Raw genomic sequence first — 15708 nt, 5'->3', positions numbered from 1 at the left:
CGAGTTATCAGTCCCATCTGTAGCTCACCTGTCCCATAACGTGTCGGCTGGTCAGTTCGGCCGAGGCCGGCGAGTAGTCGAACTCCGCGACCATGTTCTGGATCGTGTTCTCCTTGACCGTCTCCGTCTCCGTCCCGCTCGGTGGGTCATCCCACTGGCGCGGGTCGAAGTCCTCGAAGGTCCGCCGAACGTCGTCCCAGTCGTGGCTCTCGAGGACGGACTTGATCACCGGAATTGCCGTGAGGTCGACGTTGCCGACGGCGAAGTCCTCGTCGCGGTGTTCCCAGGCGTGGCGATTCAGGGAGGTGATCACCTTCTCCCGCCGGAAATTCCGGACGCTTTCGCGGGGGAGGTTCCCCTCGTACTCTTCCTCGGAGAATCGCCCGAGGTGTTCGACCTCGAACAGCTTCATCTTCAGCGGATCGGGCTCGACTTCCTCGCCGCGGTCGTTGGAGAGCGGTTCGTCGGTCTCCCACGCGTAGACGTGTTCGACGTACTCGGCGACGGTCTCTTCGTCGACGCGTTTGTCGTGCATGATCGCCTCGATGACGTCCGACTCCTGGCGGTCGTAGACGTAGTTTTTCACCGGCACGACGCGGTTTTCGAACTCCGAGCGCTCGCCCGTCGAGAACACCGGTGCCTCGCCCAGTCCCTCGGCCATCGCGTTCAGTACGTCACGCGGCATGACGACGTCTTCGACGGACAACTCGGCGTGGTGGCGGTCACGGTCCGTCTGGAGGAGTTCCGCGAGCGTATCGCGGGTGTAAGTCACCGGAATGCCGTGGTCGCCGTCCGCGCTGTCGTCGTCGAAATCGAACTCGTCTTTCTCCCGACGGATGTCACCTTCCTGCAGGTAGCCCTGATCGTAGATCAGCGCCTTATCCACTAGGTCAAGTCCGTTCGGCAGATGCTCCTCGTCCAGTCGCGTGACGACCGCATACAGCGCCGCCGCCTCGAGTGCGTGCGGTGCGAACTCCTCCGTGCGCGTCTCGCCCGCCTGATCCTTGAGCGTCACCGTCACGGGCGCGCGGATGCGCTCTTCGAGTTCGTCGTACGTATCGGCCTCCCAGACGGCCGTCTCGTTCGTCAGTTCTCGCCGGATGAGTTCGGACTCGAGGCTGAGGTTCGTCAGGTAGCCAAAGCGGTGTTTGTCGAGCCGCCGTTTGAGCGCCTTCAGCGGGTCCATCCCGTTCCGGTCGGCGTGCTGGTTGAGTTGGGCCTCGAGGTCGGGATTCGAGATGATCAGCAGCTGCGAGTCGACGTCCATCCCGATTCCCTTGTCCAGTTTGACGGACTGCTCGTCGGGGACGTTCAGCAGCTTTTGCAGCAAGTCGGCGTGCTGGGCTGCGTCCTCGACGATAGTGAGGACGCCGTTGCCCTGCGAGAGCACGCCGTCGTAACTGAACGCCTGCGGGTTCTTTCGCCCCCTCGAGTCCAGTTCCTGAAGCATGCCGTGCATCCACGAGCCCACGAGTCGCTCCTTGGGCTGGCCGTCGTCCTCGCTGTGGAGGACGCCGACGCCCTGGCCGATATCGACGACGTAATTTTTCACGCGCAGGTGGCTCTCGTCGGCAATCGCCGAGAACAGTTCCTCCTCGCCATTTCGACGGTAGCGTTCCTCGAGATAGTCGTATGCCTCCCGCGAGAACGGATCGAGTTCGGCATCGACCTGGACTGGAACGTGGTCCTCGAGTTCCTCGTTGAGATCTGCGAGGAGTTGTTCGCGGACGTCTTCGGGGAACACCGACAGCGGATGGGCCTGGACTGGGCTTTCGTACCAGTTTCGGTCGTCACCCGCAGTCGGATCACCACCGTAGCTCAGGCTGCGGTCGTCGGCGTCGGTGCTCGTAATGTTCCACTCGACCGTGTACCGGCGGCCTTCGGGTGTTTTCGAGTACTCGCGCAGGCCGTTGACCAGACACCGCTTGAGTTCGGATTTGCCGGTCGCCGTCGGCCCTTCGAACCAGATGATTTTCTCGTCTTTCGCCCGGCCCGCAGCGATTGATCGGAGGTCGTCGACGAACCCGTTTAGCACTTCAGTGTTGCCCAGAATCGCATGCTCGCCGTCATTATGCGGGTCGTCGAAGAAGCGGTATCGCTCGTTCTCTTCGCCTTCTTCGACCACCGTGCGCGTGCCGGCGGCTTCGATTGCCTCGAGCAAGTACTTCGAGGCGTGGGAGGCTATCGTCGGGTTCTCGAAGAGCCGGTCGACGTACGCCGCAAGGCTCATCGGCTCCTCGTAGGTCGCCTCGAGTTCGCGGTCGGCCTCGGTGACGTAGTCGTCGCCAGTCATATTAGGTCACACTCATATTAGTCGTCGATCTCCGCTTTGGCGACCTCTGCGCCAGCGAACTCGAGCACCTCCTTTGCGCCGCCTTCGGAGTAGCCCTGTTCGATCAGGGCGTCGATCCAGGCGGAGCGTTCGTCGTCGTCGAACTCGTTGGCCGACACCAGCGCGGAGAAGTTGATGTTGTGTTTCTTGTCCTCCCAGAGTTTGCGCTCGAGTGCGCGGCGCAGGCGCTCGTTGTCCTGCGGGTTGAACGCCTCGCCCTCGCGGGCACGACGGGAGACCCAGTTGCTCACTTCCTGGCGGAAGTCCTCCTTGCGGTCTTCCGGAATGTCGAGTTTCTCCTCGACGCTTCGGAGGAACGTCTCGTCGGGTTCTTGCTCGCGCCCTGTCAGTTCGTCTTCGATGGTGTCGTCGTCGATGTAGGCCATCACGTGATCCATGTACTTCTCGCCCTGGCGCTGGATTTCGTCCAGATCGTAGGCGAGCGCGTGGCGCACGTCCTCGATGGCGCGCTCTTTGTACTCCTCGCGGACGACCTCGAGGTAGCGGTAGTACTTCTCGAAGTTGTCCTCCGGAATCGAGCCGTGGTGCTCTAAGTTCTCTTCGAAGAAGTTAAACACCGTCAGCGGCGAGAGGAAGCCTCGAGAGCGGTGTTTCGAGTCCATGATTGCCTCGGCGATTTCGTCGCCGATGAACCGTGGCGAGACGCCGACCATGCCCTCACCGATCTCGGCTTTGCCTTCTGCTTCCTCGCGGAGTTTCTTCACGTCGACGTCGTCGCCTTCGTCGATCTCGCCGTTATAGGCTTTCGCTTTCGAGAGGAGGTCGACTGTCTCTGCGTCGGGTTCCTCGATTCGGGTGAGGACGCCGAACAGGCCGGCCATCTCGAGGGTGTGTGGCTCGACGTTGATGTCGGGCACGTCGGCGTTGGTGAGCATCTTCCAGTAGATTTCGGCCTCGTCCTCGTAGGAGAGGACGTAGGGGAAGTCGATCCGTTTCGTCCGATCGTTGAACGCCTCCATCTTCTCGTCGCCCTTTTTGTCCTTGTACTCGGGCATGTTCGTCCGGCCGACGATCACCTGGTCGATGTCGATTCGCGGGTTGTTCTTCGGCTTGATCGTCTGTTCCTGGGTCGCGTGCAGGAAGTCATAGAGGAACTCCCGCTGGAGTTTCAGTAATTCCTCGCCGGAGAAGATTCCCCGGTTCGCGTTACAGAACGCCCCCGAGTAGTCGAACGCGCGCGGGTCACTTTCGCCGTAGACCGCGATCTTCGAGTAGTTGACATCGCCGGTGAGTTCGGTCTCGTCCTGATTCTTCTTGTCTTTGGGCTCGAACGTCTCGAGGCCCTGGCGCTTGTTCTCGTCGGCGACGAAGCGGATGATCTCGATGTGGTTTTCGAGGACTTGCTGGAGGTCGTCGTCGTAGTACGCCAGCAGTTTGTCCATGTAGAACTCGCTTTCGGGATCGAGGGCCTGCTCGTTCTGGATGGTGTAGGGGGCGTCGAGTCGTTCGTTCAGATCGTCGATCACTGACTGGCGCTGTTCCCGTGGGAGCAAGACCAGCGGGTCCTGGTTCATCGGCGAGCGAACGGTGTCGTCGGAGGGGTCCTGGTCTTTGATGACGTCACAGAGGTTCGTCCAGCGGAACGTGTACATGCGCCCCTCATCGCGAAGCGTGTAGTCTTCGAAGTACTGACGAACCTGCTTGTCGAAGTGGGACTTGCCGGAGCCGACGGGGCCGAGCAAGAGCTTGATTCGGCGCTCTGGACCCAGCCGTCGGGCACCCGATTTGACCTTGTTGACGAACTCGTGGATCGACTGGTGGATTACCTTCCCGTAGAAGGTGTTTTCACCGTCGTTGAGCGGGTCTTCGCTCGCGAGCAGGTATTCGACCATGCCTTCGGTCTCGTCGTACTGGGTGCCGTAGTGGTCGAACATATCCGCGACGCGCTGGTGGGCGTTGCGGGCGATTTTCGGCTCCTCGTAGCACGCCTCGAGGTACCAGTCGAAGGACTTGGTTTCCCGCAGGTCTGCGGGCATCGATTCTTTGTACGCCGTACTGAGTTCTTCGAGTGTCTCGATGTCACCGGTCATTGTATCACTGTGTGGGTTTGGGTCTCCCCGTTGGTTGCGTGTGATCGCGCGGGGCCAGTATCGGACAGCACCTGCGCAGTGGGCGCGTTGAGCCGCGAGTCACCCGTCTCGAGCGAGGGAACACCTCGAGACGTCCTCGTCGTGACTCCGTGAGCGGGTCTCACCGAGTACAACTCTCGTTGGGCGGCAGCGCATGCGTGCGTCATGTGTGAGCGATCACCACTCGTCATTGCGAGACGACCCGGTCGACGGTCGGTCACAACGTGCGTCGGGGACGGACGCGGAGTGGATCGGCCCGGGAATCGGATACCGATAGTATTTAATGAGTGAGTAATCCAGCCACTTAATGTTTGCCACAAAAGGTATTTACCAGGAATATTTTCCAGGATATTTTTACCAGATTTGAACAGAGTCGGTTGGTATCGTGGCTCATGATCGGTCAGTTCTGACTTAAACTGTCGCCTTGAGATGGCGCAGTTCGCTCGTGCGCGCACGTTCATGCGAGTGTGACCGTCACTAGCACCTACACAACAACCAGCTTATAGCTCGAGTGTACTTGCAGTGCGTGAGAATCCATCACATGGTTGGTCGCGCGAGTCTCTCGAAGACCACGGGGATTTAGCCGCCGGACACTGAGTCAGTACTATGACCACGCTCGAGGCGCTTCCCGATGCCTGGACCGTCTGGTCGGACGGCGACGACGGCCGGCTCGTCCTCGCGTACCGGCCGGACGTCTTCGATGGCGATGCGTTCCCGGCTGCCTGTCTCCCAACGCTGTATCTCACACACGGCAAACGCACCCGTCGCCCCGGCCAGAACCCGACCAGCACCGCCGGTACCGCCGACTGGTACGTCACCTTCTATCTCGAGCCGGACGTCTCGCTGAACGAGACAAACCGGTTTCCAACGCGAGATGCTGCCCTCGAGCGCGCCCTCGAGTTAGCGCAGGCGTTCGACGACGGCGAGATCGACTATCGCGGGCTGTATCAGGTGCCCCGCGAGCAGTACTTCGAGCGCCTCGACGAACTCACGGGACGTGAGGCTTAACCCCGCGTAGCGAGTATACGTCGACATGTCAACCGTGACGCTCGTCGGCACTCGGCTGGCCGAGCCGGGGACCGAGTTCGTCTATCAGGGGGAAGCCGACGGCTGTGCCGGCTGTCCATATCGGAGTCAGTGTCTCAATCTCTCGCCGGAGACGACCTATCGTATTACCGACGTTCGAGAAAACGCCCAGACGCTCGAGTGTGCGATGCACGACAACGGCGTCCGAGCTGTCGAGGTTGAACCCGTGTCCGTACGCGCGAACGTCCCCTCACAGGGCGCATACGCCGGCAGCAAGGCGAGCTTACAGGGCCCCTGTCCGTACGTCGAGTGCCCCAGCCACGAATACTGCGAGCCGGATGGCGCGGCCTTCGACGAGGAGTACCAGATTCAACAGATTATCGGCGACCCACCACACGACCGCTGTTATCTCGACCGCTCACTCGAGTTGGTCGAACTCAACGTCAACGACTGAACGGCTCACACCACGAGCGACACCGGGTCCTCAAATTCGACGCCGCGCTCGAGGAGTCGGTCGACGAAGTGTGCGACCAATTCAGGTGCGTTCCCCGCATCGTGAAACAGGACGATATCAGCCGCGCTCGACTCGAGTCGATCCGCGCTTGCCGCGAGTTCTGTGTCCAGTTCTGCGGGTGAATCGACCGTCCAGTCTGCGACATCGACTGTCCAGAACCAGTCTCGATCCGTGCCGTGATCCTCACGGTACCACTCGTAGTCGATCAGGTCCGGATCTGGCGAGACGAAGCCGCCCGCTGCGAGACGGTCCTGAAACGCTGTGGCGTGCTCGCCGCCCTTGTCGCCAAACGGAAAGCGAAATAGCTTCGCCGGACGGGAAACGCCAGCGGCGTCGTAGACGTCTTCGAGGAGCACTTCGGTCCGCTCGAGTTCCTCGCGGAACGTTTTGACCGAAAGATCCGAGGCGTGTGCGTGTGAGTGCGTATGGTTCCCGAGGTGAAAGTCGGCCTCAAGGGCCGTCCGTGCGTGGTCGGGGTATTCAGCCAGCCGACGCCCTTCACAAAAGAACAGTGCAGGTACCTCGCGGTCCTCGAGGACGGCGACCGTCTCCGGCAGGGTCGGCGAGGGAGCGTCGTCAATCGTGAGATACGCCGTGGTCATCGGCTTCGATGTTCGCTTCGGTTCGCGATTGTGCTCACGCGTCGAACGTCTCTTCGTCGAGCCACGTCCCCGCCCAGCACTCGATTTCGTCGAACACCGGCTCGAGTGACTCGCCTTTGTCCGTCAGGCTGTAGTAGGTCGCAATCGGAGACTCCTCCTCGAGTCGACGTTCGACGAACCCCATCTCGCCGAGGTCATCCAGCACGCGCGAGAGCGTCCGCGCGTTCGCGTCAGTCGAGCGCTTGAGTTCGTTAAATCGCTGTTCGCCCTCGAGCAGTTCGTGGAGGACGGCCAGTCGCCACTGCGAGCCGATTTGCTCGAGCGATTCGATGACGGGACAGGCGGCAGCGGCCTGCTCACCATCTCGTGTCTCAGTCTGGGTAGGTGTAGATGCCATCGGTAGATACTGCCTCGAGGTACGTAACAGCGCCCTATAGCAGTTCGGATCCGAACTAGCTAACATGATGATAGTCTGATGTGCGTTCTCCCTGACGATACTCGACCGGACAGTTATACTGATCGAGAATCTGTGTGACGCTAGCAAGTGCAATGAACGAGACGACCCGGCGTGGCCTCCTTGCTGGGGCGCTCGCTGCAGGCGTCGGCGGCCTGTCGCTGCACTCGGTCAGTGACCTCCTCGAGACCGTTGCGCCGCTGTCGGGGCGAGCCTGGGACGCGGCTGACCGGGAGCTATCGGACACGATAGCGAATCCACACGGCGAGGCGACTGTCCGCTACGACGAGTACGGCGTGCCGACAATCGAGGCAGAATCCGACGGCGCAGCATCGTTCGCCGTCGGTTACGTCCAGGCCTTTGACCGACTCTTCCAGCTCGATCTCCAGCGGCGGGTGATGCGTGGGCAGGTGTCGGAACTCGCTGGCGAGGCGACGGTCTCGGACGACCGGTTCTACACGATGATGGACTTTGTCGGTGCCGCTGAGGCGACCTGGGACCTCGTCCGTGAGACCCCCGCCGGACCGCTCATCGAGGCCTACGCTGCCGGCGTCAACGCGGCCATCGATGGCGAGCAATTCCCCCTCGAGTTTGAGTTACTGGGGTACGAACCTCGTGAGTGGACCCCGGTCGATACGATACTGATGGAAAAGCAAATCTCGTGGGATCTGACGGGGAATTTCACCGAGCTTCGCCACGAGGTGATTGCGGATCAACTGGGCGAGGACGCCCTCGAGGAGTTGTACCCCGAACGACTGGATCACGACGTCCCAATTCTGCACGACGGAATCGACGGCGAGCGACTCGAGGCGGCCGGACGTGAGGCTACAACCGAACCCGAGACCGACTCTGATATCGCGGCCAGCACCGGTCGACCATCGAGTGCGACGGGCGAGCACACTGTTGGCCACGAACTGACGAGATGGCTTTCCGGATTCGAATCACCGACAGGTGTCGGCTCGAATAGCTGGGTGGTGTCTGGCGAACACACCGAGAGCGAGAGCCCAGTCGTCGCCTACGACCCGCATTTGACGTTGATGACGCCGCCGCTGTGGTACGAACAGCACGTCGAGACCCCAAACACCTCGGTCCGTGGGGCCACGTTCCCCGGCGTCCCGTTCGTCATCGCGGGCGCGAACGAGACGGGTGTCTGGTCGTTTACGAACGTCGGCGCGGACGTCCTGGACTGCTACGAGTACGAACTACGTGAGTCAGAAACAGCAAGTGACGAGCAGAACGACCTCGAGGCGGCCACCGACGCCGACGAGTACTATTACAACGGCGAGTGGCGCGAGTTCGACACCGAAACGCACGAAATCGTCGTTTCCGGCGGCGACAATCGAACGGTTCAGCTCAAAAAGACCGTTCACGGCCCCGTCCTCGAGCGCGAGGGCCAGACGGTCGGCGTCGCCTGGACCGGCCATACGGCAACACGGACGACAGAAGCAATCTACGAGTTTGAACGCAGCGAGGGGATCGAGGACATCCTCGAGTCGACCCGGAAGTTCGACCTTCCGACGCAGAACCTCGTCTACGCGGACGCTGACGGCCGAACGCTGTACTACGCGACCGGCAAACTGCCGATTCGGCGAATCGACGGCGAGCCAGTCTCGGGCAATCAAATTTTCGATGGCTCCGCAGGCGAGGGTGAGTGGGATGGCTTTACGCCGTTTGGCGACTCCTCCTGGGAGGGGTTCGTCCCGTTCGAGGAGAAACCACACGTGATAGACGCCGACGTTCTCGCGACGGCGAACCAGCGCGTCGTCGACGACCCCGACCACTACATCGGCGTCGACTACGCGATGCCCTATCGCGGTGCCCGAATCGAGGACCAACTCGCGGAACGCATCGATTCTGGGGAGTCAACCGACCTCCAGTTTCACCGCGACCTGCAAGCCGACGTCGTCGATGGCCGCGCCGAACAGTTCGTTCCCGTCCTGCTCGAGGCGATTGCCGACCACGAGACCATCTCTGACCGACTGACGGACGCAGCCGACTCGCTCGAGGAGTGGGACACCCGGATGGCCCGCGACTCATATCCAGCGTTGGTGTTCGCACGCTGGCTCGCTCACTACCGACGAGCCGTCTTCGAGCCGACGTTTTCGGATCACGACCTCGATGAGTCGTACTATCCGAACGACTGGGTGCTCGCAAATTTCTCGGCTGATAGCGACTGGTTCGACGACCGCACGCGAGCCGAAACGATGGTCGCAGCGCTACAGGATTCACTCGAGGAGATCGACGCCGAAGGATGGGAGACCTACGGCGACTGGAACTCGACGCGGCCACTCGAGCATCCATTCAGCGTCGAAGCCCCGTTTCTTGACTACGAGGAGCGACCGGCAGATGGCTCGGTTGCGACAGTCAAGAACTACCGCGTCGACAGCGGTGTTGGCGCAAGTTGGCGAATGGTCGTCGAACCTGGCGGCGAGGCGACGGCGATTCTGCCCGGTGGCAACTCGGGTGATTACTTCTCGGCCCACTACGACGATCAGTTCCAGCCGTGGCTCGACGGCGAGCAGAAGTCGATGGCAAGAGACGGCCGAACTGACGGTGCAGTCGACGCCATGTTCGAGGCGACGAGTGAACGAGGTGACGGCGAGTCGTGACCGACCAGCGCGCAGAGTCGCTGATTCATCGGGCAACTGTCACACTCGAGCGTGTCCGAACAGAACCCCAGATCCACGTGCTCGCACTCCTCGGAAGCGTCATGATCGGACTCGCACTCGCGTGGGTTCACTGGCTCGGACTCGTCGCCGGTGGCGCAGCGGTTGGACTGATCTCGCCGACCCGCACGCGAGCACTCGCTGGTGCACTCGGCTTTGGCCTGCTCGTGCTCGGCGTTTTTGTCCTTTCGGTCGGTGAGACACCGCTCGATCTCCTCGAGATGACGCCGGTTGTCTACGCCACGATTGGCAGCGCGATTGGGTTACCGCTGCTTGGGTCGCTGATCAGTAGTCTCACCATTTCCCCTCGTTCAGAGTGACAGAAGAGATGACAGAGACACCCCATATGATGCGAGTCGTAGTGAACGGGGATGTGGCTACGCGTTGACAGCGGTTGGTTACGTCAAGCCGAGTACCGACACACCCGCGAGTGATGCCGCGACGAGTGCAACTGTCCACGCGCCGAGTCCGACGGTGAGCCAGCCAATCGTCGTCTGGCGACTCGAGCCAGCGGATACTGCTAACATCGCTGTGAGGTGAATCCCGGCTAGAATCGGGCCGGCAAACGCCAAGCCGACGAGTCCGTATCGCTCCCAGATGCGACGGGCGCGCGCATATCGCCCACTCGAGTCATCGTCGTCGTCCGTTCGCTGTGACCACCACGCGAGCAGTCGGTGCTGGGCGAGGACGATCACGCTGACAATCGTGACGCTGCCGGCGAACGCCACCAGCCCGGTGATGACCGGATCGAGTCCGAGGCCGATTGCGACCGGGATGACGATGAACGGTTCGATTGTGGGCACCATCGTCAGGATGAACACGAGCAGATACTGCCAAATACCGCTCGTCCCCTCGAGCAGCGAGTCGGCCTCGGTATCGGGATCAGACACCGACTCAAGGAGTGTGGCCTCGAGTGCAACGCCATGGTGAGCAGAGTCGAACGCGAGTTCGAGAAGCGGCGGTTCGAACGCAGGTTCGACGAGGAGGGACAGCAGTGTCATTATGAATCGACTCGAGCAGTTGGTATGATGACACTCACGTGCAGTCAGAAAAGGCGTTTCGGTTGTCGCTGTTCGGGGACGATTTGGGTGCCGTTTCCAGGCACGCACCCCAGCAGTAGCTTTTTAGTCCGGATCTGCGACGACGAATACATGACCGGACGGTACTACGAGGAGTTCGCGGTCGGCGAGACGATTTCACACGAGCGCCGACGGACGATCTCCGAGAGCGACAATCAGCGCTTTTGCGATCTAACGATGAATCAGCAGCCGTTGCATCTCGACGCCGAGTTTGCCGCTGACACACAGTTCGGCGAGCGAGTAGTCAACGGCCTCTACACGCTGTCGCTTGCGGTTGGCATCTCGATTCCCGAGACCACTGATGGCACTATCGTCGCGAACCTCTCCTACGACGATGTCGAACACCCAGAGCCTGTCTGTCACGGCGATACGATCCGTGCCCAGTCGACCGTGACGGACAAACGCGAGACCAGCGACGGCGAGCGCGGCGTCGTCACGATGACCGTCGAGGCGTTCAATCAGGACGACGACCTCGTGTGTTCGTTCGACCGAACCGTGCTTTCACTGAAACGCGACCACGCCGAGGGAGGTGCCGACAATGGCAACTGACGCACCGACGACCGACCCAACCGCCGGCGACCTCGAGTGGCTCTCGCTCGAGGACGGCGAGGAAATCGTCTGGGCCGGCGGGCCGGATCGTCGAACACTGCTCCCGGCGTTTCTGATCGGGATTCCACTCGCCATCATCCTGATCGGGATACTCATCATCGTCGGCGAATACCTGCGGATTACGAACACGAGCTACGTCGTCACGACGCGAGCGCTCTACCGGAAATCCGGTGTACTCTCGCGGGATGTCAAACGAATCGAACACGAGAAAGTCCAAGATATCTCCTACACGCAGTCAGCGCTCGGGAACCACTTCGGCTACGGCACCGTCGAAGTCAGTACGGCGGGTGGCGCTGGCGTCGAAATGGCGTTTTCGTCCGTATCGGAGCCACGGGACGTCCAGCACCTGATCGGCGAGCAGCGAAAGCGCTCACGCTCGAGTGCAGGTTCTCGAGACCGTGACGCCGACCGACCGGCCGACGAGGTGCTCGAGGAGATTTGCACCGAACTGCGCGAGATCCGGACGCTGCTCGAGGATTCAACAAACTCGTCGCGTCGAACGCCTGATGGCGACTCGAGTCACGACATCCCAGGAACGGACCGCGAGACGACGCAAACGGGCTCGAGCGGGCCACGATCACGATGACGGAGCCCGCTAACGAGAGGCGTGACCGCTCCGTCGATGCGACCGCCCTTGAGTGGCTCGTCCTCGAACCCGACGAGGAGATTCGCGTCCAGACGGGGCCACGCATACAGACCATCTATCCGTGGCTCGCACTCGCTCTTGTCGGGTCGCTCGTTGTCAGCATCGCCGTCTGGATCGACGTTCTCTCGCTGCTTGGCTTGCTCTGGATTCCGGTGTTCGTTGCACCCGCAATCTGGCAGTATGCACAGGTGACGCGGACGGCGTTCGTCGTGACGACTCACCGCGTTGCAATCCGTAGCGGCGTCCTTGGACTCTCTGTTCGCGTCGTCGGACTCGAGCGCGTCCAGAATACGACCCGCAGCCAGCACGCACTCGGTCGGGTGGCCGACTACGGGACGGTCACGCTCGAGACCGCAAGCGGCTCGATGCTGTCCTTTTGGAATGTCGAGGGACCAGCGACGGTACAGGCATCGCTCGAGTCCGTGACCCAGTCTGAGGACGACGATAGCGACGGGCGGCCGGCTGTTCCGGGCTCGAGCGAGCACTGGCAGACCGTTCTTGCGGAGGTCCGAGCCTGGCGGCGCACACTCGAGGAAACGCACTCGAGTTGACCCACCATCTATCGCGTGTCAGTAACTCACAAACCACCGGCAAGAATTTTGTACACCCACTCAACAGGACTGCTATGGGTGAGTTGCTCCCGGAGACGATCAAGACGGACCGGTTACGATTCGACGCAATTCGTCCCGAGTCGGTCGACGTCTTCGACCTCTATGAGATCTGTTCGTCGGATCCCGGAATCGACGAGATCACCGAGTACATGACCTGGGATCCACACGAGACGCCAAAGGAGGCCCAGGAGTTCATCGAGCGCGTGAGCGAACAGTACGAGGACGCCGACGGCGTCTCGTATCTGATTCGACCGCGAGGTGACGCGATAGACGCCACAGCAGACGGTGCCGGCGACATTGCGGGCACTGGCGGTTTCGGCATCGACTGGGAGAAACGCACGATGACGATGGGCGTCTGGTTCCGAAAACGGTTCTGGGGCCGGGGCTACTCCGGCGAACGCGCCGCCGCATTCCTCGAGCTCGCATTCGACCGCCTCGATCTCGAGGTCGTCGCAACTGCTGTCCACGTCGATAACGACCAGTCGATCCGCGCAATAGAGAAATATGTCGAGGCCCACGGCGGGCGTCGCGACGGGTGCATTCGCAACCATATCGTGATCGACGGCGACCCGGCTGACTGCTATCGGTATACGATCTCGAGCGAGGAGTGGGCCGACAATCGATCCGATCTGACGGTACAGTTTCGCGACTGATCAGATCACCAGCGAGATCATGTACATATTGATGAATACGGCGAGGAGCCATGGGAGCGCGAGGCCGGCGGGGACGATTGGCCGGTACGCTCGAGGCAGCAGTGGGCGACAGACCAGCCCAACGCCGATTGCGAACGCCTTCAGGACAAGCATACCCGCGAGCCCGTAGCCCTCGATTGCGCCGCGCGCAATCGGGTTCGATTCGGCCAGCCCCAGGTGCAAGCCGATGAACGTCGTCACGACATCGCCGACCAGCGAAATGGCGACGAGCACCCAGAGCGCTCGCTCGAGTTGGACTGGTGTGACGTCAATCGGCAGCGAATGGTGTCTGTAGGCACCGTCGGAACTCATACGCGCTCGTCCGGAGTCGAACCGGACTTGCCACAATACGGACTGTTGTAGGTCATCTCCGGCGCAACCGCGACCGTTCTGCGGGTCCACCGGATATCGGTACAGCAACCGTACAGGGTGGCGGGAACCATCGGAGCGTGCGACAGGGCCGCACGCAGCGGTTCCAGTACTGCCAGTATTGTTATGGCAGCCGTAGAACGCGAGCGCTCGCGGTAAGCGCTGCTGACCAGTGAGAAGGGAGTGGTTATACCGGCTGAATAGTCGATCTCTCGAGGCTACAGCACCGTCCCGTGCTTTTTGTCAGGAAGGGATTTCTCGACGTCTTCGTAGAACGCAAAACGAGCAGCGAGCTCATCGCGGAGTCGACTCGGCGGGATGAGTTCGTCGATGACAACTTCGCTGGCCATTCGGTGGACGTCGATATCTTCGCGGTACTCCTCACGGAGTTCCTGTTCGCGTTTGGCTCGCTCTTCGGGGTCGTCGATTTCAGAGAGTTTGCGAGCGTAGACGGCGTTGATCGCCGCTTCCGGACCCATAATCGCGATTTCTCCGGAGGGCAGTCCGATGACGCTTTCGGGGTCGTAGGCCGGCCCGCCCATCGCGTAGATTCCCGCGCCGTAGGCCTTGCGCACGACGACGGTCTGTTGGGGAACGGTCGCAGCGGACGTCGCGTAGATCAGTTTCTTGCCCTGTTCCAAGATGCCGTCTTTTTCGACTTGCGAACCGGCCATAAAGCCGGGCGTATCACAGAGATACAACAGTGGAACGTTGAACGCATCCGCCGTCCAGATGAACTGGGCGGCCTTCTCGGCAGCATCGGGGAAGATCGCCCCCGCTCGCTGAGCCGGCTGGTTCGCGACGATTCCGATTGGCCGGCCGTCGATCCGTGCGAACGCCGTCAGGATCTCCCCGCCGTACTCCGGGCGCAACTCGAGGATGGAGCCGTCGTCGACGAGTCGCTCGATGACGTCGGTCATGTCGTAGCTTTCGTTCGGCCGCTGGGGGACGACCGCGTCAATGCCCTCGGGCGATTTCGCCGGTGCTGTGCCGGCTTGCTGTGGCGGTTTCTCGTCGGCGTTGTCCGGCAGGTACGTCAGCAACTGCGCGACGAGTTCGCGGGCATGTTCCTCGTCTTTTGCAACGAGATCCGCAGAACCGGACTCGCGGGCGTGGACTTCGGGGCCGCCTAACTCCTCGAGCGAGATGTCTTCGCCGGTGACCATCTGAACCATCCGAGGGCTCGCGATGGCCATCGCGGACATGTTTTCGACCATGATGGTGAAGTCCGCAAAGACGGGCGTGTAGGCCGCACCGGCAATACACGGGCCGTAGAGCACGCAGATCTGTGGGACGCGTCCGGAGAGCATCGAGTGGTTGTAGTAGTACTTGCCGATCCCCTCGCGATTGGCGAAAAAGCCAGTCTGCTGGTCGATTCGGCCGCCCGAGGAGTCCATCAGATAGAGCACTGGCCGCCCCGTCTTCAGCGCGCGCTGTTGCATCTGGAGGAACTTATCGACGCCTTTCGCGGCCATGCTACCCCGCTTGACGGTGTAGTCGTTGGCCATAAAGTGCAGGTCCCGGCCCTCGAAGGTCGCCCCACCCGTAATCAGTCCGTCCGCCGGCAGTCGGTCGTCCGTTTCCTCGCCCGCCCCGTCGGGATGCCAGTCGTCGAACGCCGCGAACGTCCCGTCCTCGAACAGAAAGGCGTCGTCCGCGCCGCCGAACCACAACTCGAGGCGGTCGCGGACGAACAGTTTCTCGTCTAACCCCTCACGATACTTTTTGGGGCCGCCCTCGAGAATGTCTTCGATCTCGGCCTCGAGCGCTCGTTCGCGGTCGGTTGGGCCGAGTGACTCCGTGGATGATGCTGTCGCGTGCTGGGCTGTAGAGCCGTCAGCGTTGGCCGTCGCCGAGTGGGTGTCGTCGGTTGGATCGTACTCGTGAGTCGCCGCTGGCTCGGTTGCATCGCCAACGTATACGTCGACACTGTCACCGAGATGTGTTGCCAGCGCGGTTGCAATCGCCGAGGCTTCGTCCTCGGTCGCTCCCGGTGCGATACGGACTCTCATACCACC

General features: G+C 61.5%; 15 protein-coding genes. 8 read left to right on the top strand and 7 right to left on the bottom strand.

What is annotated here, in order from left to right:
- Positions 1–7: 7 nt before the first annotated feature.
- Positions 8–2293 (bottom strand): PrkA family serine protein kinase, encoded by a 2286-nt coding sequence (locus B2G88_RS03650; protein WP_087713996.1) that lies wholly within the window; start codon positions 2291–2293, stop codon positions 8–10.
- A gap of 17 nt (positions 2294–2310) precedes the next feature.
- Complete coding sequence (locus B2G88_RS03645) at positions 2311–4383, bottom strand: PrkA family serine protein kinase (protein WP_087713995.1); 2073 nt, start codon at positions 4381–4383, stop codon at positions 2311–2313.
- Positions 4384–5028: 645 nt separating this feature from the next.
- Here B2G88_RS03645 and B2G88_RS03640 point away from each other — a divergent pair.
- Together B2G88_RS03640 and B2G88_RS03635 are read left to right on the top strand one after the other, a co-directional pair.
- The gene (locus tag B2G88_RS03640; RefSeq protein ID WP_054863772.1) at positions 5029–5430 is read left to right on the top strand and encodes a DUF5820 family protein; all 402 of its coding nucleotides are present in this window, start codon (positions 5029–5031) and stop codon (positions 5428–5430) included.
- A gap of 25 nt (positions 5431–5455) precedes the next feature.
- Complete coding sequence (locus tag B2G88_RS03635; protein WP_087713994.1) at positions 5456–5902, top strand: UPF0179 family protein; 447 nt, start codon at positions 5456–5458, stop codon at positions 5900–5902.
- Between the two features lie 5 nt (positions 5903–5907).
- On the opposite strand, the gene B2G88_RS03630 is transcribed toward B2G88_RS03635, so the two are convergent.
- Both B2G88_RS03630 and B2G88_RS03625 read right to left on the bottom strand, forming a co-directional pair.
- A complete protein-coding gene (locus B2G88_RS03630; protein ID WP_054863773.1) occupies positions 5908–6564 on the bottom strand; it encodes a polysaccharide deacetylase family protein in 657 nt (218 codons plus the stop codon).
- A gap of 34 nt (positions 6565–6598) precedes the next feature.
- Complete coding sequence (locus tag B2G88_RS03625; RefSeq protein ID WP_054863774.1) at positions 6599–6961, bottom strand: winged helix-turn-helix transcriptional regulator; 363 nt, start codon at positions 6959–6961, stop codon at positions 6599–6601.
- Positions 6962–7113: 152 nt separating this feature from the next.
- Here B2G88_RS03625 and B2G88_RS03620 point away from each other — a divergent pair, with 152 nt between their 5' ends.
- Positions 7114–9627, top strand: a complete 2514-nt coding sequence (locus B2G88_RS03620; protein WP_087713993.1) for a penicillin acylase family protein — start codon at positions 7114–7116, stop codon at positions 9625–9627.
- The gene (locus B2G88_RS03615; protein ID WP_054863775.1) at positions 9624–10004 is read left to right on the top strand and encodes a hypothetical protein; all 381 of its coding nucleotides are present in this window, start codon (positions 9624–9626) and stop codon (positions 10002–10004) included. Before B2G88_RS03620 ends, B2G88_RS03615 begins: the two co-directional genes overlap by 4 nt.
- Positions 10005–10082: 78 nt before the next feature.
- Here B2G88_RS03615 and B2G88_RS03610 read toward each other — a convergent pair whose 3' ends face one another.
- Positions 10083–10685: a small multi-drug export protein gene (locus B2G88_RS03610; RefSeq protein WP_140408814.1), complete on the bottom strand. Its 603-nt coding sequence runs from the start codon at positions 10683–10685 to the stop codon at positions 10083–10085.
- A gap of 150 nt (positions 10686–10835) precedes the next feature.
- Here B2G88_RS03610 and B2G88_RS03605 point away from each other — a divergent pair, with 150 nt between their 5' ends.
- The 4 genes from B2G88_RS03605 (at position 10836) to B2G88_RS03590 (ending at position 13282) form a co-directional block, all read left to right on the top strand.
- The gene (locus B2G88_RS03605; protein WP_054863776.1) at positions 10836–11312 is read left to right on the top strand and encodes a MaoC family dehydratase; all 477 of its coding nucleotides are present in this window, start codon (positions 10836–10838) and stop codon (positions 11310–11312) included.
- Positions 11302–11958: a PH domain-containing protein gene (locus B2G88_RS03600; protein WP_054863777.1), complete on the top strand. Its 657-nt coding sequence runs from the start codon at positions 11302–11304 to the stop codon at positions 11956–11958. Before B2G88_RS03605 ends, B2G88_RS03600 begins: the two co-directional genes overlap by 11 nt.
- Positions 11955–12569 carry a PH domain-containing protein gene (locus B2G88_RS03595; RefSeq protein ID WP_054863778.1) on the top strand — a complete coding sequence of 205 codons (615 nt, stop codon included), beginning with the start codon at positions 11955–11957 and terminating at the stop codon, positions 12567–12569. Before B2G88_RS03600 ends, B2G88_RS03595 begins: the two co-directional genes overlap by 4 nt.
- A gap of 83 nt (positions 12570–12652) precedes the next feature.
- Positions 12653–13282 carry a GNAT family N-acetyltransferase gene (locus B2G88_RS03590; RefSeq protein ID WP_087714290.1) on the top strand — a complete coding sequence of 210 codons (630 nt, stop codon included), beginning with the start codon at positions 12653–12655 and terminating at the stop codon, positions 13280–13282.
- On the opposite strand, the gene B2G88_RS03585 is transcribed toward B2G88_RS03590, so the two are convergent.
- Together B2G88_RS03585 and B2G88_RS03580 are read right to left on the bottom strand one after the other, a co-directional pair.
- Positions 13283–13633, bottom strand: coding sequence for a DUF5658 family protein (locus B2G88_RS03585; RefSeq protein ID WP_087713992.1), 351 nt, complete (start codon positions 13631–13633; stop codon positions 13283–13285). It lies immediately after the preceding gene.
- A 275-nt stretch (positions 13634–13908) separates the two neighbouring features.
- Positions 13909–15702, bottom strand: a complete 1794-nt coding sequence (locus B2G88_RS03580) for an acyl-CoA carboxylase subunit beta (protein WP_087713991.1) — start codon at positions 15700–15702, stop codon at positions 13909–13911.
- Positions 15703–15708: the final 6 nt, after the last annotated feature.

Source organism: Natronolimnobius baerhuensis, from assembly GCF_002177135.1.
Taxonomy (GTDB): domain Archaea; phylum Halobacteriota; class Halobacteria; order Halobacteriales; family Natrialbaceae; genus Natronolimnobius; species Natronolimnobius baerhuensis.
This window is presented reverse-complemented; position numbering and strand designations above follow the sequence as displayed.